Raw genomic sequence first — 24,823 nt, 5'->3', positions numbered from 1 at the left:
TTTGAACCTCAAAGGCATTAAGCAGAGAGAATATAGCCTACTCTGTCAATCATAGTTCAACCTTAAATAAAAAAAGTTCATTATTTAAGGAAAACTAAATATTTTCAGGTTGTAGGGGTCAACGGCCGTTGACCCCTACGAGAAACTCCTAGTGACATCCTCCCACGCACGCCACTACGTTTTGTGCGGGGAACCTCCCTAGCTCACGATAGGGCATTCCTGGTTATTCTCGTTGATACGAGGTTTCGCCACTTATCTAGAACACATTGGTACGAATGATGAGTACATCTCCCACTGTTGGTTCCCTGACAGAACGACTAATCAGGCGTTTTCGTTTCCCAGAGCCCCTGGGTACTTTATCAGATTTATGCAATTTTTCTCGTATTTCCCAAGCTCTGGAGGTTCCGTCAATGACTACCTTTCACTCTCATCTTGGATGGATACATTCCAAGTTCGGCTACAATTCAGGTACATACCTTACGGCCGCCTTTAGTCTATCACAAAAATTCTGTCCTGGCTCTCATCCCTCGATTTTCGTTCCTCAATCGGGGATTTCTCGCCAGGGGGGTTAAAAACCAGCGCTCGCAGTCCCTGGAAAGCCTAAAACCCCGTCGCTAAGGACAGGGTTCAAATTGTTGTTGTTCTTCGAGGAAATCAGTTGGCGCATTCCCAAATTTGCTAACCATCGATTTCTATAAACGAATTGTAACATCAGACACGAATTTTTGTAAACAATATTTAAAATATTTGTCTTAACCTTGATTTTTTAGATAGTATTGGATCTTATGTGGTTTTCCCCAAAGCACCTTTTCTCGTTTATAGATAACCATCCCTGGTTTGGCTCCTTTGGGCTTATAGACGTATTTGGGTTCTGTATAGACCACGGGAACTTGTTCGCTTTGACGGGCCCGACTATGATAAGCAGCCCAGTCAGCAGCACAGTTAAGATCAGCCTCATTGGGTTTGGCCCCCGGTTCAAGTCTCAATAATACATGACTGCCAGCACTTTCTTGGGTATGAAACCATAAATCATAGTCCCCGGCAGTACGAAAGGTGAGGCGATCGTTTTGTCGGTTATTACGACCGATCCACACTTCAAACCCCGATGGAGTTTTGTGTTGATAGGGTTGGGACTCATCGGGAATATTCTGAGTTTGTTGGGTTCGAGAGGTTAAATAATTTTGTTGTATTAATTCTTCTTTGATTTCTTGTAGGGTTTGTAAGTCTTCTGGGGAATTATAATTATCTATTTGTTGTAAGCTGTCTTCTACTTGTTCTAAATAATTAATTTCTTCTTGAACTTCCTTTAATAATGGCTCTACAGCACCTTTTGCCCGTTTTAATTTTTGATGTTTTTTATACAAGTTTTGGGCATTTTGTATGGCATTTTTTTCTGGGTTTAAAGGGATTTTTATGGGTTTATCTGTTTCAAAATCCTTCAAAGTCATAGAATTCATTCCTGGTTCCCACTGGTAAGAATGAGCCATTAATAAATCCCCTTTTTGACGATATTCCTCTGCTTCTGAAGATTGCTCCATTTTTTGCTGAAAATTATTGGCTTTGTTATATAGTTTTTTAAGACATGATTTGAGTTTTTGTTGTAGTTGGTGTTTTAATTGTTTAAATTTTTCTTGATTAATTTCCTTAGTATAATAATTATCTATCAAGGTTTGAATATTAATCTTTGGCTCAATTATTCCCCAACCTAAAACAGTATAACCGTTTTCAGTATAGCCGGGTTGAAAATTTTGATTTTGAAAACTTTTTAACCATACCTGCCATAATTTATATAATTCATTCCACTCAGCTACTGTTAAATTTTCTGTAGACTGTTCTGTTTTTAATCCAGCTTTTTTAATCAGAGAAGCAGCAACAACAGGACTTAAACCTCGATAACTGTTTAATAATTGTTCTTTGATAGAACCAGGAATTAAACTAACCCTTTCTTGCCATCTTTCTTGGGATTCTTCTGATTTTGGGAATGTCCCTGTTAAAGTTGGTGGAAGTTCATAACTTCTTCCTGTTTGTACTGTCCTAACAGTAGATTGATTGGCGTTAACTTGATGAGCAACAGTAACGATTTGTTGTTTATTATCCGTTAAAATAACATTGCTATATTTACCCATGATTTCTACATAAAGATGCCAAACTGTTTCATCTCCTGGGCGTTTAGCAAATTGTAAATTAACCACCCTTTCCCAAGGAGAAATCATCTTTAAATTGACCAGTGCAAAGCCATTTAATTGATGACGTAATTGATCGCTAAAAGTGAAAGTATCGGGAGTTCTTGGTGGGGGATCTCCTATACATAATCTAGCAGCTTGGGGATGCCAAGAAATGGTTAACCAACTGCGTTTTTTTAGGGTACGCAAAGCGATAGAAATGGTGTAGGGATCTTTTTGATAAACCTGTTCAACTTTAGCAGGTAGCCAATGGCTTTGTAAATCATGACAAATGGCGGTTAAGGTGGTAACGTCGACGGACTGCATGGTAGTTAATTGATAACTGATACTTTTCTATTTTCGCAAATTTTAGCTAAAATGAAAAGCAGCATTCTCTTGTTTTGATTAACGCTTACTGGGAATAAAGCTTAGGGTTATTAGTTCTCCTGATTCGTCTATTTCTAGAGAGTTAATGATATGAATATTCTTATTCGATAAATAATTGAGGTTTTCGTTTTCGTCGTATTGCAATGGTTCAGTAATCGTTAATAAAGCAGTTTTTGAACCTCGAAATAAGCTCAAACTAGCCAGAGGAATACTCTCCATAATTGTTGGTTCTTGTTCTTGATTCTGACTCAAAGGAACTCGACGACATTGATTATTGCTTTGTTGACATATAACGCTTTGATTAGCAGGAATCAACACTTGATCCTTAAACTCAATCGATTGAATATCACTTAAGGGAATACCTGCAACGTAATCTTTAAAACTAATAATTAAACTAAGGTTATTCAAATCAAGAAAGTTCCCTGTAACCCTATTTCCTGACTTCAATGAAACAACCACAAAATCAGGAAAAGCAACTTGAATTTCTCGTGTAATTTGTTCTTCTTTGTTTTGCTGAGACGGTAGCAAAGAGGGTGATAGAGGAATGCTTAATGCTGTATTAGTAACCGTAATAACAGCACTCATCAATAACATAGATAACAATCGTTTCATGGGTAAAACTTCTCTAGAAAACAATAACAAGACCCTAAGAGAAATATGATACTATAGCAACCAATTTCGTAGCAACCAATTTCGTAGGGTGGGCAAGTCTTTTAACTATTATAATCCCTTGCAAATAAGTTTCTTACTTGCCCACCTTATTATCTTAAGATGTCATTTAGAAATCATTTCTTAGAAAATAGCGTTAAGTCAATCATTAAAACTTATGACTGACATTATCAATTTTATTCAACTTATGTCAACGAATGGCAAACTGTAGAATCTCAACTTAAAACAAGTCTCCTACCGAAAGTTAACAATCAAGTGGTAACATCAAAATCTTGTGTTATCTTGCAACAAAGTTGAGGAAACTGTAATGGCTAATAATGTCCTTAACAAAATCAATCTCAATCAATTGGGAGAACGACTCCAACAAGCTCGAAAACAGTGCGGAATGACCCAAGCAGAGGCAGCTAAAATCATTAAAGTTGCCCGTACTACCATCGTCGCTATTGAAAAGGGAGAACGTCGTTTAAAGTCCTCTGAATTGATAAAACTCGCCCGTGCTTATGGACGGAATGTCAGTGATTTTGTCAAAGAGACTCCCGTTGCAGAATCGTTTGACGTACAGTTTCGTAAAGCTTATAGTCGTGGTGAAACCATCGAGACAGAAATCAAACCCGTTATTTTAGAGTTTGAAAACTTGTGTCAAAACTATCTCGAATTAGAGAAAATAATGGATGCTCCTCTTACTCGAAATTATCCACCAGAATATCATCTGGAAAATATGCCGTTAGAGAGTGCTGCTGAAAGTATTGCCAATACAGAAAGACAACGGTTAGGATTAGGCGATCGCCCCATTCCTCTATTAAGGGATATTTTAGAACAAGAAGTTGGATTACGCATCTTTTATTTAGTGATGCCAGCAAAATCTAAGTGTTCAGAAATGTATAGTTATAACGAACAAATGGGGGGGATGTTTAGCTATCAATGCTTATCATCCCAAAGAACGACAACTTTGGTCATTGGCACATGGTTATCTTCACTTTTTAGCCCATCGATATAAACCAGTTATTGATTATGAGAACCAATGTCAAAGAATGCCCATTAGTGAACAGTTAGCAGAGGCGTTTCCTAAATATTTTCTAATGCCAACCAGTAGTTTATTGAAACAATTTAATGATATGTATCAAACTCATGGGAAGTTTACCCCAACAAATTTATTAACCTTAGCTCATTATTATGGTGTATCGGTTCAAGCATTAACTTATCGTTTAGAAGAAATGAAATTAATGCCATCAGGAACTTGGAAACGCTTAAAAAATAGGGGTTTTAAAGTGAGAAAAGCACAACAAGAAATAGGACTGAAAGATCGTGAATCAAGGAATGATTTAACCCCTATTCACTATCAACATTTAGCCATAGAAGCATTCGATCAAGGATTAATTACAGAAGGACGTTTTGGTAATTTTCTGAGAGTTGATCGTCTAGAAGCGCGTCGCATTGCAGAAATTTTAAGAGAATCTTCTAGTGGGATGACAGAAGAAAATAGGAATTTAGATTTGTGTAAAAGTGAAGAAAATGGGAGATAAAATTAAATAATTTTTATTAATAATTATTTAATTTTATTAGATGCTTGTCCAGATATTATTAAATATTGAACCGACATTACTAGAGTTGTGATTCTGAAATAGATTCTAAAATATTCTCGCTTTCTTCTGGAATAGACTGTTGAATAATATAGGGTAAACAAGCACCTTTTAATCCTTTTTTGATTCTCTCCAAGCTATGTTCAAAGACAACAAAGAAAGGATACACTTTCTCTCCTCCTTCACTCAACATATGAGCTTCTTTCATGGGCATTAACCATTCATAATCTTTATCTAAATGAATTTGAGTTTGTCGCCAACGCCCCAATAAATGGGAAAAATATTCGTGAGGACGATGAATAAAAACAATAATATCTGACCCTAACTTAATTTTCCATTCTGGGTCACACATAATAATAGCTAAATCACAAGGTAACTGAATCGCTTCTTGAATATTGGGAGAACCCAAACGACTTTCGCTTAAAGGTTGTGGTTGACGAACTTTAACCACTGGCAGAGGAAGAGTAATCAGACTTTCTTCGGGACGACGTAAACTAGGGAGCATTTCTAAATAGGAACGATGCTGTTTTAAGAGGGAAATAGCCCCTAAGCGATCGCTATATTCGCATAAAAGTTGTTCATAGTGAGATGGTTTAATCGACATAAGAAAATTAATAATAAAATAGACTCAAAAAATATAATAGAGACGTTAGAAAAAACGTCTCTATTAGTGGGAAGCATTGAAAAATATTTTATACCACTTGGTCGAAAATTGCGAACATAGGTAAATACATAGATAAGAGGATAACCCCTACCATACCAGCGATCAAAACCATCATTAAAGGTTCAATAACACTGGTTAAAGCTTTCACCGCTTGTTCTACTTCATCCTCGTAAAAATCAGCTACTTTCATCATCATAGCATCCAGTTCCCCTGTTTCTTCGCCAATACAAATCATTTGAATAGCTAACTGAGGAAAAACATTGGCATTTTGTAGGGCTAAACTCATCATTCCACCCTGCTGAATTTCTGATTGGGCCCCAGCAACTGCGTTAGCAATCACCTTATTTCCCACCGTGTTACAAACAATTTCTAAAGAGGTAAGAATAGGAACACCAGAACGAGTTAACTTCCCAAAAACCCGACAAAAACGTGCCACAGCAGACTTTTCATTCAAGTCACCAAACAGAGGCATTTTCAGTAAAAATTTATCAATGTGTAAACGTCCAATAGGGGTTTTATAGTATTGTTTAATACCAAAAACTAAACCAGAAAAACCCACAATAGGAATAAGAATTTTCCAGCTTCTCATTATGCCACTTAAATAAAGCATAAATTTGGTTAACGCAGGTAATTCTGCCCCCAAACTTTCAAAAATTCCTGCAAAAACAGGGATTAAAAAGATGGTCATAGCAAAGAAAACAATTACCGCTAAAATACCCACTGTAACCGGATAAGCCATAGCAGATTTAATTTGGTTTTGTAGTCGGGCCATATCTTCGAGAAGTTTAGCCAAACGGTTTAATACTTCATCGAGTCCCCCCCCATTTCTCCGGCTTCTACCATGCTGACATACAGTTGATCAAAACAGTCAGGATGTTTGTCTAAAGCATCAGATAAACTAATCCCTTGTTGTACCTCAGCACTAATAGCTGATAAAGCCTTTTTCATTTTAGGATTGGTAGCTTGATCGGACAAAACTCCCAAACAACGAACAATAGCAACCCCAGCATTAATCATTACAGAAAATTGACGGGAAAAGACAGCTTTATCCTTAACACTAACTTTACTTAAAGCTCCTTCGATCCCTGAAAAATCAAATTGCATTCCTGCTTCACTAACTTTTCCAATAGCAGGATATTGCTGTCTAAGCATTGCTCTGGACTGAGCCGGTGAGGTTGCTTCAACTTTTTCTTTAGAGACTTTTCCTTTTGTGTTCTTGACTTGAACTATATAAGTAGGCATTTTCTTTCATATATAATAAACAGTGATTTAAACCCCGTCCTTAACTTAACGATGGGGCCTTTAAAGATGTTAATTAACGACGAGATTTCGTTTTTGCTCTCATGTTTGCGCCACCAATTAAGCGTTGTAACTCATCGGGTTTACCACTTTTAGAAACCGCCTCCTCAAAGGAAACTGAACCACTAACCACTAAACTAGCCAAAGCTTGTTCCATGGTTTGCATTCCCAGTTTCATTCCTGTTTGAATAGCTGAATAAACTTGACCAGCCTTTCCTTCTCGCATCAGGTTAGCGATCGCTGGGGTAACAATCATAATTTCTTGAGCCATTGCCCGACCAAATTCTCCAGGTTTGGGTTTATGTTTCTTAACTAAACATTGACTAAACACTGCAATCAAAGAGTTAGATAACATCGCCCTAATTTGTGCCTGTTGATTCGCTGGAAATACATCAACAATACGGTCAATAGTACCGGCGGCTGAATTAGTATGTAAAGTCCCAAAAACTAAGTGTCCCGTTTCTGCTGCGGTGATAGCTAAACCAATGGTTTCCCAGTCCCGCATTTCCCCCACCAGAATGATGTCAGGATCTTCCCGTAACGAGGCTTTTAAGGCATTAGCAAAGGACTTTGTATCTTCTCCTTTTTGTCGTTGATGAAAGAGACTTTTAACATTAGGAAAAACATACTCAATAGGATATTCCACTGTTAAAATATGTTCTTGTCTAGTGCTATTAATTAAGTCTAAAATCGCTGCCAAAGTAGTCGTTTTACCCGATCCCGTTTGACCAGTTACTAACACCATACCCCGTGGACGTTCAGCCATTTCTCGTACAATATTGGGCAATCCTAACTGTTCAAAATTAGGAATTTTGGAAGATAAAGCCCGTAAACAAGCAGCATAACAACCCCGTTCCTTATAAACATTGACCCGAAAACGTGCCAACCCTTTAACCCCATAAGAACAATCCAATTCCCAGTTTTGCTCTAACTCTTTTCTTTGACTATTATTGAGCATACTGAAAATCAACTTTTGACTTTCTTGAGGAGAAAGAGGTTCATCGTCAATGGGGGCTAATTTACCACTAGCACGAAAATAAATGGGCGCACCAGCTTGAATGTGCATATCAGAACCCCCCATTTCCACAAGTTGTTCCATCAAGTCTTCAATCATCATTTCCATAGCATTTTTCTCCTTAAAATTAAATTAGGTTATAAGATTCCGTTGTTAAAGACGGGGTTGAAATTAAGTAAATCTGGGAGTCATACAATAAGGACAGTCCATCCACTCCGGTTCGAGTATCGCAGAACAGGTTTTGCACTCCAGAGAACTCTTGCGCTTTGCTTTTAATTCCGCCTCAAGTCCCGTATCCGTAAACGTTACCCGTTCCACTTCTTCAAGGGTGGTGTAACCTTCTTGGACCAGTTGTAAACTATAGGCAAGGATGGTGATCATCCCTTCTTCCACGGCAGCTTCTTTGAGGCGATCGGTGGTGGCTCCTTCGTTAATCAGGCTTTGAATGCGTTCAGTATTGCGCATTACCTCATAAACCCCAACCCGTCCCTTGTAGCCACTACCCCCACATTTTGGACAGATAGAGCCATTTTCTTTGGCTTCGGCTATTTCCTCTGAGGTCAATTTATTAGCCTTATAGATGGTCATTTCCTCATCATTAGAAGCAGATAAACCAAAACGGGCTAATTCTTCTTTGGTTGGTTTGTAAGGCACTCGACATTCACTACACACCCGACGCATTAACCGTTGCGCCAGTACCCCTAATAACGCCCCAGAAATCATAAAAGGTTCAACCCCCATTTCATCCAGACGAGCAACTGCCCCAGGGGCATCGTTGGTGTGCAGGGTGGTTAAAACTAAGTGACCGGTTAAGGCTGCTTAGATCGCAGTTTTTGCCGTTTCTACGTCCCGAGTTTCCCCCACCAGAATAACGTCGGGATCTTGTCGCATAAATGCCCGTAAAATAGAGGCAAAGTTCATCCCTTTTTCGCGAATAACCTGAACTTGGGTAATGCCGGGTAAAGAGTATTCGATGGGATCTTCGGCGGTACTAATATTTACCCCAGGATTATTTCTTTCGGCTAAAACTGAATATAAACTGGTAGATTTACCCGAACCGGTTGGCCCCGTAACCAAAAATAAGCCAAAGGGACGACTAGCCAAGTCTCGGACAATATCTAGGGTTTCCTGGTTAGTAATTCGTTTATCTAACCCTAACTGAGTCGCAGAGTTATCTAAGATCCGTAAACAAACTTTTTCCCCGTAACGACTGGGTAAGGTATTAACCCGAAAATCCACTTTTCGACCTTGATAAATGCGTCGAATCTTACCATCTTGAGGAAGACGACGTTCAGCAATATCGAGATCCGCCATAATTTTGAACCGTGCTACCACCGCCGCAGTGACTTTACGTGGTAGGGGATCAAAAGCCTGTTGGAGTACCCCATCTTTACGGAAACGAACGCCAAGGGTTTCTTCTTGGGGTTCAACATGAATATCGGAAGTGCCTTCCTGGAGGGCTTTAGCGAGGATTTTGTTGACTAAATTAATGACCGGTGCCTGACCAGCATCGTTAGCATCTAGGGCATCGTGGCTCTCATCTTCTTCTTCACTTATGTTTGCATCGAGATTACCCACAATGTCGGTGAGATCCCCCATTTTATTGAGGGCTTCTTCTTTAGAGATGCGTTCTTTCTCTACATCAAGCTCCTGTTGAATTTCATGATACTGTTCTAATAAGCTGTCATAATCTTCTTGGGTTATGACCATACGCCGTAGGTCTAGGTTTCTCGCCCTCAAGATGCGGTTCAAGTCGTCTTGTGCCGCAAGGTTATCGGGGTCAACCATGGCCACCAAAACAGAAGGAGGATCTCCTTCGTGTCGAGATAAGGGTAAGATTTTATGACGACGACAAATATCAAAAGAGATTAAGGAATTAATTAATTCAGCCATCTGGAGATCCGCAACAGGAGAGACTTCGGGATCGATGGAGTCTACACCATAGAGGATTTTTAGTTCAAATAAATGGTGTTTTTTATATTGTCGTATTAAATCTGGAGATAAGGGTTCCCCAGTCATCACCTGTAACACATCGGTTAAGGGACGACCGGTTTTACGAGTTTCCACAAGGGCCTGTTTCATCTGATCTGGCCCGGCGTATCCGGCCTCGATCAGTTTGTTGCCAAAGGGTGAAAAATAATTACGTAGCGCAACTGCTCGGTTGCGCTTGGAAGCGGTTAAGTTTGAGGTAGACAAAGATGACATAAGGCAGTAATCATAGGCTGCTTACGTGCTTATTGTTCCCAGAACCGCCCTCAAAATTACCATCTCAGAGAAAATTTTTTCTCTTAAAGCCTAAATCAACTTAAAATGTGAGTTATCTGTTCATCCGTTCATAGTTTTGAATTATTTGTTTTGTTACTGTATGATTCTCCCCTTAGCCAATCCCCTTCTTTAAAGAAGGGGTAATTATTAATTATTAATTATTCATTATTAATTGCTGAAATCTCCTTGTTAATTTCTAAGGGTATCTGTTTAAACGAAGGTATTAGAACTTTATTGGATATTACTCCTCTGTCTTATCTTTCACACCCCGAACAATACGAGATAATTCGGTTTTTTCATCCACACTAATACGACTGGGAGAACCACTAATAATCCGTTCGTAATTTCGGAAGGAGTCTTGGATAATAGGCCCATCTTGATTGATCATGTATTCTCGGATACCTTTATCGTGCCATGAACCCCTCATTTTAAAGACATTAATGGCCCGTGACATTTCTCCCCGAATTTCTACATATTGCAACATTAAAATAGTGTCGGTAATAGTAGAAATATGAGATTCCGTAATGGAATGGGCCCCCATAAATTGATCGGTGGTATTGGTAAAGAAACCCGTAATTTCTTCCTGTTTAGCATACCCCGTAACTCCGATCACAAATTGACGGAAAGCATTATTAGTAACACCCCTAGCTAATGCTGATAAAGAGTCAATAGCAATTCTTGAAGGTTTAAATTCAGAAATTTCTGATTTAATAATTTGTAAATGGTCTTCTAAACCAGCAGATTCTGGATAGGTACATAACAGTTTTAAGAGTCCTTTTTGTTCCATTTCTTCAAAGTCAATACCCCAAGAAAAAGCATTACGAGATAACTGGGCCCGAGACTCTTCGTAGGCGAATAAAATCGCCCTTTCTCCTTGACGACAACCCTCTTCTAAGAATTTACTAACCAGTAAGGTTTTGCCCGTTCCGGTTGCCCCTGTAGCGAGGATAATGGAGTCTTTAAAGAACCCGCCACCACACATTTGATCTAGGGTTTTAACACCAGAAGAACTGCGCGCATTAGATGATCTTTGTGTCAATCTCATAGCCCCCAATGGGAAGATATTAATACCGTCATTGGTAATAGTAAAAGGATATTCTCCTTTCATGTGGGTTGTTCCCCGTAATTTGAGAATTTCAATGGTACGGCGACGACGTTCCCCTTCCAAAACATTCCGAACAATAATAACATTATCAGAAACAAATTCTTCGACCCCAAAACGGGCAATTTGTCCATATTCGTCCACCCTTTCCGTGGTTAAAATAGAAGTCACCCCTAACTGTTTTAAACGGGCAACTAAGCGAAAAATCTCCCGTCTCACCACAGAAGCTGCATCGTATTGTTGAAAGACTGCAGTAACCGAATCGATGGAAACTAACTTAGCGTTGTACTTATTAATAGCGTATTGTATGCGTTCGATCAAAGCAGATAAATCAAAACTTCCCACCACTTCTTGACCTTCGGGATCGGGGGAAGCATCTAAAATAAATAATTGACCTTCATCGATCAATTGTTGTAAGTCCCAACCAAAACTATAGGCGTTTTCAATAATATCACGGGGAGACTCTTCAAAAGTAACAAATAGCCCCGGATAATCGAAATACTTAATACCATGACAAAGAAATTGTACCGCCAAAAGGGTCTTTCCTGTTCCCGATGTCCCACTGGCTAAAGTCGTTCTTCCCAGGGGTAAACCACCGTGGGTAATCTCATCTAAGCCTTCGATCATTGTCCGAATTTTACGAACCCCTTTAGGGGTTAATTGTTGTGGTTGATTTTCACTCTTTAGCGGCTGATTCATGACCTATTTATAATAGTTTTATAAGTGAAAGTATGAAAGGTTATAAAAAAATGCAAGGGTAATATGGAAAAAAATCTAATTTAAACACTGTCGTTAAAAACTAGGTATTTATGGATCATTCTCCCGTTCCCGAATCTCCTCATAGAGAAGATCCAAACCAATTAAAACTTTCTCCCTATCGGAAAGATCCCCAATAATTTTACGTACAGGAGGTGGTAAAATTTTCGCCAAGGTTGGTGTTGCCAAAATTTTATCTTCTTCGGCTAATTGTGGATTTTTCAAAACATCAATAACTTTCAATGCGTAAACTCCCTTAAATTCGTCTTCGAGGATATTTTTTAAAGTTTTTAAAGCCCTCACTGAGTTGGGGGTATTACCAGCGACGTAGAGTTTGAGAACATAGGTTTTTTTGAAGTCAATCATGGCCACATATTGATAGAGCAAGAAAAATCATTAGACAAATTTTACAGGTTTAGGGAACAATAAGAATTATTTTAGTAGAGTTTTCTCGTCCTTCACTACTTTAATCCATTTGATTTAATAAATCAAAAAGTAAATCTCCTCTAGGAATGCAACGACGATACATTTCTCCCAAATGGGCCAAAATGTCAATAATGGTTAGGCGATAGTCTAGCAGAATTTCTTCACTGCGTCCTTCTAATTTGAGTTGTTGTGAGAATTCGTCCATCAGTTCCATGTGCAGTTCTAAGACACGGGACACAGAAATATCAGCAAAGAAAGCTTGATTGACAAATTGATCAATAGCTTGATTAATGTCGGCATCTTCGCCAAAATAATTTAAAATTATCTCTCGATAATTAGTCATTAATTCTTTCAGTAAGGCTTGTTTATCTTCTGGGGAAAGATTGCGATAAAAATATTGAGGATTTCGCTTATAATATACTCCTAAATAACCTAATCTTTCTTTGAGTTTTTCCGCTAGACGACGCTGTTGTAACAGTAAAAAACTCTGATGTTTTTCTGTATCAATATCTCCTTGAGCAGACAGGGAGCGATCAGCAAGACAACAACTAGGCCCCAAGTGCAAAAACTTGGTGATGGCACGATCAATAGTCATCTGAACATCCCCCAACTGGCTCACCCCATGACGCACCTCAGCACTATGGTAGAGAAAAGTGGGTGATTCTACATTAGCCAAAGCTATGGATGGATCTTCCCCCTTCTCGACAATAATAACTGGTAAGAGGGTTCCTCTTTCATACAGTTGGTTGAATAAGGGCAGAATAGATGCTTCCTCTCTGACAATTAAACAATCTATAGTTTCACTATGAGCCTTTAAGAAAGGTATTAACTCTTCTACTTGATCGATGATATGTAGACGATAGCGATCGCCACTCAGATGATTGGCCAATAACTGAGTGAAAGGTTTATCACTGCTACAAAGACAAATGGATAGTCGCGTCTGCAATGGTCTGTGGATAGATAAACACAAATAGTGAGAGTAAAACTCCCCTCTAAGAAGTTACCATAAAAGTCTCTGGTTTGTTATGCACAGAGAAAATTAATCAAGTCCGTGAATGACTAACTCATAATAGTCTTGATGAATAGCTTCTAACCCTTGATATAATCCGTCTGAATGTATCCACCCCACAAACCCGGCATATAAACATTGTTCTTGTTCACTGGACACAAAAACATGAAGAACGTTTAAAGGATTTTTCCACAATTTAATAGAAATTCCTCTTTCAAAATTAAGGTAAGCTTTGGCTTTTTCAAAGTCTCTAGAATGGGCATCGGTCATCCCTGGAATTAATTGTAGTCTTTCGATCAAAACTGTAGGAAAATCCTTTTCAAATAAGGCCGGGGTTGGAGAAGTTTCCCAAAATTTTTCAATAACATCTACTAAGGTAGGATGGTTTTTTAATTGACTATGGGAAATATTGGGTAAGCAGACAAAATAACTATAGGTTAATTTGGTTGATGAAATGGGAATAGTACCGTCGCTACCATTATCACTGTTACCGGCAATCACTAATGTTGGCACAATTTTTGTGATTCTATCTGCTTGCAAACGGCGGTTTTTTCCTAAGTCGGCAGCAACACCAACGCCAATGGATAATGGGTCAATAATTCTGGCTAAATCTGCCCCCCCAACGGGAGATCCAATTAAGACCAAAGAATGAATTTTTCCCCACCATTGGGGATTTTGATGGAGAATTTCTAGCCAAATTAAGCCCCCCATGGAGTGACCCATAATTCGCCACGGGGTTTGGGGATATTTTTGGCTAATTTCTTCAGCTTGTTCAGTGACCTTCTCAATTAATGGTTCCATACTTAACCAAGTTTTTAGGCAACCTAAATTGGGGCTAATAATCAGGGTTTTATCATTGGCTAATTTAGTGGCTAATTTCCTTATTTCTTCGTTCGTATCAGCCCATCCATGTTGAGCAAATAGTATAAAATCTGGACGATAATTCATAGTTTATTGGTTTATCTTAATAGTATAGTTTAGCAGCTAAGGCAATAGCAAGGGGAAAAATTTTATGTTCTTCTATTTGAATTCTATTGTGTAAGGTCTCTAGGGTATCGTTAGGTAAGATAGGGACTGCTGCTTGTAATAAAATCGGTCCACTATCCACCTCTAAACTGGCAAGATGAACTGTACATCCTGTAATTTTAACTTTTGCTTCTAAAGCTTGTTCTATTGCCTTAATTCCTTTGAAACTAGGTAACAAACTAGGATGAATATTGATAACATGATTGGGAAATGCTTCTAATAACACTGGGGTAACAATTCTCATCCAACCTGCCATAATTACCCAATCAACCTGATAAGATTTGAACAAATCTACAATAGCTTGATCTAAGTCTTCTCGTCCCTTAAATTCTCGATGATTGAGGAGTTTGGACTCAATGTTTAAAGCTGTTGCTTTTTCCTTGACTTTAGCTTGAGGATTATTGTAAATTAAGAGGGGAATTGTCGCGTTTAATTGTTGTTGATTGATAGCATTAGCGATCGCTTCAAAGTTAGTCCCACTTCCTGATGCTAATACACCTAATTTTAATGGGATCTCTAATATCAATTCTTCCCTAGATACTTGAGGAGAAATAAAACTAGGAGTGGCATTTTCCATCGTTGGTTATAATCGTCATATTGGTTATCTTTGTGGATTATACCATCTTCCTTTATTTGATTTTGCTCTTGATGTACATTTTGCCAAAAATGACACAAAAAAATAGTTTCAAGTCTCTAGGGTAATTCTAAATTCTAAATTATGATTGATTCTTTTTCTGCTTGTTTTTTGATAAATTTTTGAACAGCAGGAATAGTGGGGTTTATTTCATAGGTTGGTTCTCGGAGTTGTTGGTCATAAGCTTGTTGTTCTTGTTCTATCATAATGATATCTTGCTCAACCAATCCATCTAACATGGTTTGTGCTGTTCCATAGAGTCTATCCTTGATAAACTGTCTAAACCATTTTGGTAGTTTATGTAACCGCCAAAAAGCATTTAAAGAGGTAAAATGAATTAAGTAAGCTTTGGTATGAGTAAGACTAATGGGACAAAATAAACAATATATTGTAAAATCTTTCCCTAAAGTCGATTGCCAGTGAGGATAACAATAATTAACCATTAAAGGTTCGGGATGTAAAGAACGAAAGCGAGGAAAGAATAGCTGAGAAATTGACCAAATCTTATCAATTTTATAATAACTTTGTGCTTCGTATAATCCCTTAACTCCTTCTTCAGTAGTGAGTAATTCTTTTAATTTGGCATCTGTCCAAGCTTGATAATCATCATGAAGATGTCCATGATACATATCCATTAAATTTTCAATAAGAAAAGAAAAATGAGCCTGACAATCGATTACAGAAACTGTCCCAATATAATTAAGATGCTGCCATTCAGGAATACTCATTGGTTGAACTTGTTTAGACTCTAATAGGTGTTTTTCTCCTAAAAATATCCAGACAAAACCATCGTCTTCTTGGACAGGGTAACTCTCAATCTGACTCCTTGGTAAAGCTTGATTCTTGGAAAACTTTCCATTAAGATTCGAGTTTAAATAAGGGATAAAAGTACAACTTCCTTGGCCATTAAATTGCCAACCATGATAAGCACATTCCAGAGAATTTCCAACCACTTTACCCTCACTGAGTTTAACCTGACGATGAGGACAACGATTATCTAAACCATGAATTTTTCCCGTACTATCTCGATAAAGGACAATGGAGCGATACCATAGCTTAACTTCTATGGGTTTTGTGGTAATTTCTCTACTTTGTGCCACCACATACCAATGGTTTAAATTGATTCCGCAGGTTCTAACATCCATAATTAAACTATTATTCAAAAAGTTAGTATGGTAAATTTTATCAACAAATATAATCAAAAATTATTATCTATGGTAATATAACACTTAAAGAGGAATTTGGACAAACCAACAGCCATGACCCCAGAATGGATAACCATTAAAGGCACTATTAGGGAAGGCCATCAAGTTGCTTCAGGAATAGCAAAAGATAGTCCTTATTCTCAAGGAACCATTGAAATGCAAACTCCTTTCTTTAAACAGCGAGGATTAGACATTTCTTCTTTTTTCCCAGGAACTTTAAACGTTAAGATTAGTCCTTATAAGTTTAAACTGTGTAATCCTCAATATACTTTTGAACTTGTAAAATGGAATCTTGGCTCACCAGCAGAAACTTTTTCATTTTCTTTTTGTCAGGTTATTTACAACAAAGGCAAATATACTGGACTAATTTATTATCCTCATCCTGAAACGAAACCGAACCATTTTCAAGACGACTCAACCCTAGAAATTTTAACCCAACCCCTTGATTTTATTGAATATGGTCACTCTATAGAACTAAATCTAAACCCTACTGAAATCGATATTTTCTCTGATTAGAGATAGAATAGATTATGATGAAACTAGCGACGAAAATAGAAGCGATTCTTTATCTCAAAGGTCAACCCCTAAGCTTAATGGATATTGCTCAATGTGCCGAATGTGAAGTAGATACAGCACAAGAAGCGATGATGGAGTTAATTTCTGATTATGCTTATCGTGACAGTGCCTTAGAAGTAGTAGAAACTGAAACAGGTTACAGTCTACAATTGCGCTCAGTTTTTGATGATCTCACCGATGATATTATTCCGGCAGAACTCGGAAAAGGTGCTTTAAGAACCTTAGCGGCCATTGCCCTGAAAAATCCAATTGTTCAGACCGAATTAATCGAACTAAGGGGAAGTACAGCCTATCAGCACGTTCAGGAATTAGTTGAGATGGGTTTTGTGCGTAAACGTCGTCAAGAGAGCGGACGTTCTTATCTTCTCGAAGTTACCAATAAATTTCATCAGTATTTTGAAATTGATCAGTTTCCACAGTAGCACTAAAAGCTTGTGCTGAGGAATTGATTCTCTGGAAGTCCCTTAACCTGTGTCATGGCGATCCGCTTAGCTAATCAACTTTATGGCTTTATTATTCGCTCCTTTCTTCAAAATTGGGAATCTTTGACTTGGGGCATTGTGATGGGACTGGGAACTTCGTCTCAGTCAGATTACTCTTCTTAAGAGGAAGTGATTACTAGGTTAAAAAATATGGTATAAGCAACCCGAAAAGTTCAAGGAGAGATTGATTTATCGATCAATTATCAAAATTTATAACTGGAAAAAATCATGAAGATAGGGATGATGCAACCCCACGATAGTGTCTGGCAGGGATGTTTTGGCTATTGGCAAAAGCAATTCATCCAACAAAATTTTTTATTGATCGGATACATTGCTTGGAACGGTTATCTAAACACAGGCAGGGGAATGGTCGTATGCACTGTTGTCGATACCATCCCTTCCTGCATTGACTGGGAGGTGGATACTTTGACCTATGATCAAGTATTCATTCCACAAGCGCAAGTAGGGTGATTTCCACACTTGAATATACCTGCTTTTCCAATTATTCCCCCCTTAAAAAGGGGGGTTAGGGGGGATGGTAAGGGATCTCCTTTATCAGAAATCACCTAGAAGCGTACCTGCAAGTGCTGGAACTGCAACCAGAAGTCGTCACAACATTGCTAAATGCAATTAACACCTATGTCCCAACTCAGGCGATTGTGCTTCTGGTGCTTGGTAATGGTGTTGTCTATATTAACCTGCTAAAAAACCTCAAGATTTCTCCTGCCGGCTGTTATGCGCAGGTGCAACACCGTTGGGCAGAGTTTCAACCTAACTTAACCCCCCAAAGAGGCACTCATGAATAAAGCTGAGTTCGTTTTGACCACCTACATCAACAGCAGTAACCTGCGGGCAACTTATCAAATTCTCAATACCGTTGTGCCTTATGTTCTTTTATGGATTTTAGCGGTAAAAGTAGCGTCTATTTCTCTATGGCTTCTCCCCCCGATCATTGTTCTGCTGATTCTCTTTTCACTTCGCTGTTTCTCTTTGATGCACGATTGCGGACATTATTCTCTCTTTCAGTCAAAATCGGCTAACCGTATTTTTGGGTTCGTGCTAGGTGTAATCAATGCAATTCCCCAATATGGCTGGTCTAGAGATCATGCCTACCATCACAAAACCAATGGCGACTGGGAACGATATCGAGGCGTTGCCGATTTTTTATCTACTGAAGAGTTTTCTAAGCTCGATCCGTTCAATCAAAGACTATATGAACTCCTGCCACATCCATTAATGGCGATTCCTGGCGGCTTTTTCTACCTTGCCATCAAGCCCAGGCTCATTTTAATAATGGAAGTTTATGAGTTTATCCAGCATATATTCACTGATTTCAAGAAAGGTTCAGAGTTTAACTTAGCACAGACGATATCTGCCCACCAATCCAAACATTGGCAGTCGGCTACTGAATTTTGGGATCTCCTGCTCAACAATATTTGTGTGGTTGGTAGCTGGATTTTTCTGAGCCATTTATGGGGAGTTGGGTTGTTTTGGAGTATTTACTCCATTACACTCAGTTGTTCTGCGACGATTTTCATCTGGCTCTTTTTCGTACAGCACATTTTTGAGGGAGCTTATGCTCACAAAACAGCCGACTGGAACTATATTCTAGGTGCAGTTCAGGGCAGCAGTTATTTAGAATTACCCGCTATTCTCAGATGGTTTACTGCCGACATCGGCTATCACAATATTCATCATCTTTGTGAAAGAATTCCCAATTATCATCTTGCAGCCTGTCATCGTGAAAATAGTCATCTGCTCTCAGATGTGAAGACCCTACGAATGAGAGATTTGGCGGACTGTTCCCAGTTCCTTTTATGGAGTGCTGACTCAAACCGTTTGGTTTCGATCTCATCCTTTCGTCAATCGACTGAGGCGATTTTGAAAACCTGAAACTGTAATCTAGCTAAGTCAAGAAGATAATTGCTATAAAACTCAAACCATTATGTAGTCTGAGTTAAACCTTGATTTGAGGGGCGAGTAAAAAATAACAGTGTGCCATTTTAAGCGATCGCTTAAAATGGCACATCTAACCTCTAGCTGATTACTGATCAGTTTGTGAGAAATGCGGGTTTAGACCCAATTATTTTCGGTAACAAAATCCTGAAATCCTTGCCAATCCATCTTTTTGCATGAGTGCATGAGTGCCTTTTGACTGACCCGTAGCGGCACTATGGCTTTGATGCTCCCGTATCATTTCGGTAAAAAAGTATGGGTATATAATTGGAACATAAGTCAACCCCAATTTTGGAGTTCTAATGGTATTCAACTTTGATTTTTTCGCTTCCGAGCCAGAAGAACAAAACGTAAACACCCTCATTCAATATCTACAACAACAACATCCTGATACCCTCTCTCGTATTGCTCAATCCGCTAGTCCTGAGATTCAGCAAATCATTACCCAGAATGTAGAAGGCTTGGTGGGAATGCTCCCCTTGGAAGAGTTCAACATTCAAGTGACCACCGATCGCGAAAATTTAGCTAATCTTCTCGCTTCAGCTATGATGACTGGATATTTTCTCAGTCAAATGGAACAACGGAAGAATCTCGAAGCTAACTTATCCAACGTCGATTCTATTTCCCCCAATCAATCCCATGAACAAACAGAAGAAGATTGAGGGTAACGAGGGTATCTTATCAGAGGGAGAAGATTCAGCAATCTTGCCCTCTGATACCTCCTGTTAGGGGCTTAGCCACCTTTAGCAAAGCTTCCCATTACTAAGGCAGATAATAAAATTCCTGGGCTTAATAAAGCAATCAGTAATAGTAGTTGGTCAACAGTCATAGTATACTCGCAAATTTTTGTACTTTCTCTGGCCACAATAGCGTATTATTACGGAAATTTACCCTATTTAACTAATTTTTAAGACAATTTGCGGCAAGATAAGATTGATATTAATAAAGTTGTCGATTTGGGAATAACTGAAAAAAATGTTAAGAAAAATATTTCCATGTAAACCAGTCATGATTCTGATGACTAGCTTACTGATTCAGGTTTTGGTTACTCCACCACGGGCAACAGATGATCTACTAAGGATTAATTCCGATAGTACCGATTTCTACATAATCGCTCAATCAGATGAACCGGAATCTGCACCCGAAATACCAGAATCTTCCAATTTGATTGGCATTGTTGTTATCGGACTATCAATTATTTTTCTGACTAAAAAGAATTGATAACTAGCTTGATTCGGCACGTAGTTGATGAATTAAGCCAAAATCGACTATGATCGTGGTAGGAGAGGATCTCAGCTAAGTTCGATATAAGCAAATTTATTGGCCTCTGCTCCCAACTCCTAACACGAAACTAAGGTAACCTGAGCGGATTAACTCACCAATAGGTCTCCTAAGCAAAAAGTTGACAGAAAAACTTATCCTTAACAATGGCCAATGATATTTGTCGTGTCTTATTAATAGAAGATAAATTAGAAAGTATTGAACTATTGCAGGATTTATTCTCTAAAAGTCAACATAGTTCCCTAGCAAAAGGCTTGACTTTTCCCGTAACTTGTGCTAAGACTTTAAAGGAAAGTTTAACTTTCTTAGAAGCTCACCAGTTTGATGTAATTTTACTAGACCTAGACTTGCCAGATAGTCGGGGGTTACACACCCTAATCAAACTGAGAGAAGAAGTAAGCAACACTCCGATTATTGTAAAAATGGATGGGCAAGGGGAGGGGGCAGTTGTAAAGTCTTTTCAGTTAGGTGCTGATGGTTATTTACAAATCAAAAACCTCGATAGTAATCTCTTAATCTATGAGATTCGCTTAGGTATTGAACGACAAAAATATCGTGTCAAAATAAACCAGCAAGAACAAAAAATCAATCAAGCGCAGGAGTTTGCCGATCTTGATGCTCTGATTAAATCCAGTGGACAAACCAGTGTCACTGCCCGATTATTTGGATCATATCCCCTACAAGAAAGCTTACCTGATGTTTTTGATGAATTAGTAGAAACCTACGGTAAATTATTAGAATTATCTCTAGAGCAAAGAATCTATAAAGTAGATCATAATATCTCCGAACAACTCCGAAGTTTAGGGGACAAAATGGGTTTTCTCAAAGCAAGTCCTAGAGATACCATCGAAATTCATACAAAAGTTTTAAAAGAAAAAAGTAAAGACGCTTCTGTGGCTAAAGCTCAAGCTTATGTTGTAGAAGGAAGACTAATGATATTAGAATTAATGGGGTATTTAGCTTCTTTTTATCGCAAATATTATATAGGGTTGAGTAATATTAACCTTTCCTCCAGAAAAGATTATCCATAAGCAGCATGAACAAATATCTACTCAGACTCTACATTACAGGTAACACTATTAACTCTCAACGGGCGATCGCCAACTTATTTCGTATCTGTCATGAAGAGTTGCAAGATCAATACACCATAGAAATCATCGATGTCCTTGAACAACCCCAAACCGCCGAGAAAGAAAAAATTTTAGTTACCCCAACCCTAATTAAACAGTTACCTCCACCCTTACAACGTATTATCGGGGATATGTCCAACACGCAAAAAGTCCTCTTAGGGTTAGATTTAGTCTCAGAAGATAAAAACTAACTAATATTTCTTGGCAATAGACAAACAAACAGGCAAAATAAACAATGAACAATTAACAAAAATGTCAGTCAACTCCTGACTTCCACTCTAACCCTCTATTCCCAACAAAAACACGAATGACACCAGAAAACGAACTAGACTATATTGAGAAATTAGAAACCTCCATTCCAGGGTTTGATTTTTTGTCTGAAGGGGGACTCCCCAAAGGACGGGCCACCTTAGTTGCCGGAACCGCCGGAAGTTCTAAAACCGTTTTTGCTTGTCAGTTTTTAGCAGAAGGGATTAAACGAGGGGAAAATGGGGTTTTTGTAACTTTTGAGGAACCACCCAAAGCTTTACGCCGCAATATGCGAGGGTTTGGCTGGAATATTGCTGAATGGGAAATGGAGAGAAAATGGGCTTTTGTGGATGCCTCTCCTCAACCCGGAGAACGGATGATGGTGACAGGAGACTACGATCTCGGTGCCTTAATTGCCCGTATCGAGTTTGCTATTCGTAAATATAACGCCCAACGGGTGTCTCTGGACTCTTTAGGGGCAATTTTTAGCCATTTAAGCGATAGCGCAGAAGTTAGAAGCGATCTTTTTCGTATGGCCTCCGCTTTACGGGAATTAGGTGTAACTGCGATTATGACGGCGGAAAGAACGGAAGAATATGGGGATATTAGTCGTTTTGGGGTGGAAGAATTTGTGGCCGATAATGTGGTCATCTTACGCAATGTCTTAGCGGATGAAAAACGCCGTCGTACCATCGAAATTTTGAAATATCGGGGGACAGATCACCAAAAAGGAGAATATCCCTTTACTATTGTTCCTGGTCGTGGTGTGGTCATTATTCCCTTATCTGCCATCGAATTAGAACAAAAATCCTCTAACATTCGCATCACTTCCGGTAGTGAAGAGTTGGATCGTATGTGTGGGGGCGGATTTTTCCGAGACTCCATTATTTTAGTTTCAGGGGCCACAGGAACCGGAAAAACCTTAATGGTGACGGAATTTATGGCCGGTGGGGTTATCAATGAGGAACGATGTTTAATTTTTGCTTTTGAAGAAAGCCGAGAACAACTATTTCGTAATGCCATCGGTTGGGGTGTAGATTTTCAACAAATGGAAAAGGAAGGTAAGTTAAAGGTAGTCTGCCGTTACCCGGAAACCACAGGGTTAGAAAATCATTTGATCAATATGAAGGAAACTATCGAAAGCTTTAAGCCGAACCGTGTTGCGGTGGATAGTTTATCCGCTTTAGAACGGGTTTCTACTTTAAAAGGGTTTCGTGAGTTTATCATTGGTTTAACTTCTTTTATTAAACAACAAGAAATCGGAGGTTTATTCACTTCTACCACCCCGACTTTATTGGGGGGATCTTCTATTACCGAGGCTCATATTTCTACCATCACAGATTCAATTATTCTCCTGCGTTACGTGGAAATGTACGGGGAAATGCGTCGGGGTGTCACTGTTTTAAAAATGCGCGGTTCTATGCACGATAAAGATATTCGAGAATTTTCTATTGATGATAAAGGAATGCACATAGGTAAACCTTTCCGTAATGTAACTGGTATTTTATCCGGTTCCCCTATGTACACCGCACAAAGCGAAGTGGAAAGATTAAGCAATTTATTTGAAGAATAAGACAACTATCACTTCTTTATTGCTGTGAACTTGCTCAAAAGACGTTATCCTATGTAATAAAGATGACGGTTAAGTGATCACCCTATGTCGAAAATAGAAACTAGAACCGAACCCATGGTTTTGAACATGGGACCTCATCATCCCTCAATGCACGGGGTATTACGTCTAATCGTCACTTTAGACGGAGAAGACGTGGTAGACTGTGAACCCGTGATCGGGTATCTTCATCGAGGGATGGAAAAAATTGCGGAAAATCGCACCAACGTTATGTACGTTCCCTATGTTAGTCGTTGGGACTATGCAGCAGGAATGTTCAACGAGGCGATCACCGTTAACGCCCCCGAACAATTAGCGGATGTCAAAGTTCCTAAACGGGCCCAATATATTCGGGTCATTATGTTGGAACTCAACCGCATTGCTAACCATTTACTGTGGTTAGGCCCCTTTTTGGCTGATGTTGGCGCACAAACTCCCTTTTTCTACATTTTCCGTGAACGGGAAATGATTTATGATCTTTGGGAAGCAGCCTCGGGAATGCGCTTAATTAATAACAATTATTTCCGCATTGGTGGGGTAGCTGTAGATTTACCCTACGGTTGGATCGATAAGTGTGAAGACTTCTGTGACCATTTTGACCCCAAAGTGGATGAATACGAGAAGTTGATCACCAATAACCCTATTTTCCGCCGTCGTGTGGAAGGGATAGGAACCATTACTCGCGAAGAAGCGATTAACTGGGGACTGTCTGGCCCAATGTTACGGGGTTCCGGGGTTCAATGGGATCTGCGGAAGGTGGACCATTACGAATGTTACGATGACTTCGACTGGGAAGTACAATGGGAAACCGCCGGAGACTGTTTCGCCCGTTATTTGATCCGTATTCGGGAAATGCGTGAGTCGGTTAAAATTGTTCGTCAGGCGTTAAAAGCTATTCCAGGGGGTCCCTATGAAAACCTGGAAGCTAAGCGCATGATGGAAGGGAAAAAGTCCGAATGGAATAGTTTTGATTATCAACATATAGCTAAAAAAGTTGCTCCGACTTTTAAAATTCCTGAAGGGGAACATTATGTACGCATGGAAAGCGGTAAAGGGGAACTAGGAATCTTTATTGTGGGTAGTAATGATCCCTTCCCCTGGCGTTGGAAAATTCGCGCCCCTGACTTTAATAATTTACAAATTTTACCTCACTTACTCAAAGGGGTAAAAGTTGCTGATATTATGGCAATTTTAGGTAGTATTGATGTCATTATGGGTTCTGTAGATCGTTAAGGTTTTACTATCCATAATTATTAATTTTTGAGGGGTTTAGTAACCTCTCTTTTTTTATTTAGATTTTTATCTAGAATTAATGCTTCTAAAATTCCTAATTGGGGTTTG

22 protein-coding genes and 2 pseudogenes are annotated in these 24,823 nt (G+C 38.9%); 11 read left to right on the top strand and 13 right to left on the bottom strand.

Annotated features, from left to right (window positions below; translation table 11 throughout):
• Positions 1-752: 752 nt before the first annotated feature.
• Together CWATDRAFT_RS07875 and CWATDRAFT_RS07870 are read right to left on the bottom strand one after the other, a co-directional pair.
• Positions 753-2,489: an Rqc2 family fibronectin-binding protein gene (locus CWATDRAFT_RS07875; protein ID WP_007304500.1), complete on the bottom strand. Its 1,737-nt coding sequence runs from the start codon at positions 2,487-2,489 to the stop codon at positions 753-755.
• A gap of 78 nt (positions 2,490-2,567) precedes the next feature.
• Positions 2,568-3,161 carry a PH domain-containing protein gene (locus tag CWATDRAFT_RS07870; protein ID WP_042711347.1) on the bottom strand — a complete coding sequence of 198 codons (594 nt, stop codon included), beginning with the start codon at positions 3,159-3,161 and terminating at the stop codon, positions 2,568-2,570.
• A gap of 364 nt (positions 3,162-3,525) precedes the next feature.
• On the opposite strand from CWATDRAFT_RS07870, the gene CWATDRAFT_RS39485 reads away from it, so the two are divergent.
• Both CWATDRAFT_RS39485 and CWATDRAFT_RS39480 read left to right on the top strand, forming a co-directional pair.
• Entirely contained in the window at positions 3,526-4,215 is a 690-nt protein-coding gene (locus CWATDRAFT_RS39485) for a helix-turn-helix domain-containing protein (protein ID WP_007304498.1), read from the top strand.
• Positions 4,175-4,741, top strand: coding sequence for an ImmA/IrrE family metallo-endopeptidase (locus tag CWATDRAFT_RS39480; RefSeq protein WP_007304497.1), 567 nt, complete (start codon positions 4,175-4,177; stop codon positions 4,739-4,741). Before CWATDRAFT_RS39485 ends, CWATDRAFT_RS39480 begins: the two co-directional genes overlap by 41 nt.
• Before the next feature lie 79 nt (positions 4,742-4,820).
• On the opposite strand, the gene CWATDRAFT_RS07855 is transcribed toward CWATDRAFT_RS39480, so the two are convergent.
• From CWATDRAFT_RS07855 to CWATDRAFT_RS07810, 11 genes and pseudogenes are all read right to left on the bottom strand, one after another.
• Positions 4,821-5,402, bottom strand: coding sequence for a hypothetical protein (locus tag CWATDRAFT_RS07855; RefSeq protein WP_007304496.1), 582 nt, complete (start codon positions 5,400-5,402; stop codon positions 4,821-4,823).
• Positions 5,403-5,490: 88 nt separating this feature from the next.
• Positions 5,491-5,934 carry a type II secretion system F family protein gene (locus tag CWATDRAFT_RS39475; RefSeq protein WP_232287044.1) on the bottom strand — a complete coding sequence of 148 codons (444 nt, stop codon included), beginning with the start codon at positions 5,932-5,934 and terminating at the stop codon, positions 5,491-5,493.
• A gap of 255 nt (positions 5,935-6,189) precedes the next feature.
• A pseudogene (locus CWATDRAFT_RS39470) lies at positions 6,190-6,479 on the bottom strand (type II secretion system F family protein); the annotation flags it as partial.
• Between the two features lie 298 nt (positions 6,480-6,777).
• The gene (locus CWATDRAFT_RS07845; protein WP_007304493.1) at positions 6,778-7,884 is read right to left on the bottom strand and encodes a type IV pilus twitching motility protein PilT; all 1,107 of its coding nucleotides are present in this window, start codon (positions 7,882-7,884) and stop codon (positions 6,778-6,780) included.
• Between the two features lie 63 nt (positions 7,885-7,947).
• A pseudogene (locus tag CWATDRAFT_RS07840) lies at positions 7,948-9,981 on the bottom strand (GspE/PulE family protein).
• Positions 9,982-10,282: 301 nt separating this feature from the next.
• Positions 10,283-11,842, bottom strand: a complete 1,560-nt coding sequence (gene kaiC, locus CWATDRAFT_RS07835; RefSeq protein ID WP_007304490.1) for a circadian clock protein KaiC — start codon at positions 11,840-11,842, stop codon at positions 10,283-10,285.
• 108 nt (positions 11,843-11,950) lie between these two features.
• The gene (gene kaiB / locus CWATDRAFT_RS07830; RefSeq protein WP_007304489.1) at positions 11,951-12,265 is read right to left on the bottom strand and encodes a circadian clock protein KaiB; all 315 of its coding nucleotides are present in this window, start codon (positions 12,263-12,265) and stop codon (positions 11,951-11,953) included.
• Positions 12,266-12,365: 100 nt separating this feature from the next.
• Complete coding sequence (locus CWATDRAFT_RS07825; protein WP_035825446.1) at positions 12,366-13,271, bottom strand: circadian clock protein KaiA; 906 nt, start codon at positions 13,269-13,271, stop codon at positions 12,366-12,368.
• A gap of 93 nt (positions 13,272-13,364) precedes the next feature.
• Positions 13,365-14,282 (bottom strand): serine aminopeptidase domain-containing protein, encoded by a 918-nt coding sequence (locus CWATDRAFT_RS07820; protein WP_007304487.1) that lies wholly within the window; start codon positions 14,280-14,282, stop codon positions 13,365-13,367.
• Between the two features lie 16 nt (positions 14,283-14,298).
• A complete protein-coding gene (purN, locus tag CWATDRAFT_RS07815) occupies positions 14,299-14,937 on the bottom strand; it encodes a phosphoribosylglycinamide formyltransferase (protein ID WP_007304486.1) in 639 nt (212 codons plus the stop codon).
• 134 nt (positions 14,938-15,071) lie between these two features.
• Positions 15,072-16,139, bottom strand: a complete 1,068-nt coding sequence (locus tag CWATDRAFT_RS07810; protein WP_007304485.1) for an aromatic ring-hydroxylating dioxygenase subunit alpha — start codon at positions 16,137-16,139, stop codon at positions 15,072-15,074.
• A gap of 114 nt (positions 16,140-16,253) precedes the next feature.
• On the opposite strand from CWATDRAFT_RS07810, the gene CWATDRAFT_RS07805 reads away from it, so the two are divergent.
• The 9 genes from CWATDRAFT_RS07805 (at position 16,254) to CWATDRAFT_RS07755 (ending at position 24,715) form a co-directional block, all read left to right on the top strand.
• Positions 16,254-16,715: a hypothetical protein gene (locus CWATDRAFT_RS07805; RefSeq protein WP_007304484.1), complete on the top strand. Its 462-nt coding sequence runs from the start codon at positions 16,254-16,256 to the stop codon at positions 16,713-16,715.
• Between the two features lie 14 nt (positions 16,716-16,729).
• Positions 16,730-17,197 (top strand): SMC-Scp complex subunit ScpB, encoded by a 468-nt coding sequence (scpB, locus tag CWATDRAFT_RS07800; protein WP_007304483.1) that lies wholly within the window; start codon positions 16,730-16,732, stop codon positions 17,195-17,197.
• 644 nt (positions 17,198-17,841) lie between these two features.
• Positions 17,842-18,063, top strand: a complete 222-nt coding sequence (locus CWATDRAFT_RS07790) for a hypothetical protein (protein WP_198138952.1) — start codon at positions 17,842-17,844, stop codon at positions 18,061-18,063.
• A complete protein-coding gene (locus CWATDRAFT_RS07785; protein WP_007304482.1) occupies positions 18,056-19,150 on the top strand; it encodes a fatty acid desaturase in 1,095 nt (364 codons plus the stop codon). The genes CWATDRAFT_RS07790 and CWATDRAFT_RS07785 overlap by 8 nt, the downstream gene beginning before the upstream one ends.
• A 365-nt stretch (positions 19,151-19,515) precedes the next feature.
• Positions 19,516-19,875, top strand: a complete 360-nt coding sequence (locus CWATDRAFT_RS07780; protein WP_007304481.1) for a DUF760 domain-containing protein — start codon at positions 19,516-19,518, stop codon at positions 19,873-19,875.
• A 765-nt stretch (positions 19,876-20,640) separates the two neighbouring features.
• The gene (locus CWATDRAFT_RS07770; protein WP_007304480.1) at positions 20,641-21,525 is read left to right on the top strand and encodes a response regulator transcription factor; all 885 of its coding nucleotides are present in this window, start codon (positions 20,641-20,643) and stop codon (positions 21,523-21,525) included.
• A gap of 5 nt (positions 21,526-21,530) precedes the next feature.
• Positions 21,531-21,815, top strand: coding sequence for a circadian clock KaiB family protein (locus tag CWATDRAFT_RS07765; RefSeq protein WP_007304479.1), 285 nt, complete (start codon positions 21,531-21,533; stop codon positions 21,813-21,815).
• A 116-nt stretch (positions 21,816-21,931) separates the two neighbouring features.
• Complete coding sequence (gene kaiC / locus CWATDRAFT_RS07760) at positions 21,932-23,446, top strand: circadian clock protein KaiC (protein WP_007304478.1); 1,515 nt, start codon at positions 21,932-21,934, stop codon at positions 23,444-23,446.
• Positions 23,447-23,530: 84 nt separating this feature from the next.
• Positions 23,531-24,715, top strand: coding sequence for an NAD(P)H-quinone oxidoreductase subunit H (locus CWATDRAFT_RS07755; protein WP_007304477.1), 1,185 nt, complete (start codon positions 23,531-23,533; stop codon positions 24,713-24,715).
• Positions 24,716-24,823: the final 108 nt, after the last annotated feature.

It is taken from the genome of Crocosphaera watsonii WH 8501 (genome assembly GCF_000167195.1).
Taxonomy (GTDB): Bacteria; Cyanobacteriota; Cyanobacteriia; order Cyanobacteriales; family Microcystaceae; genus Crocosphaera; species Crocosphaera watsonii.
This window is presented reverse-complemented; position numbering and strand designations above follow the sequence as displayed.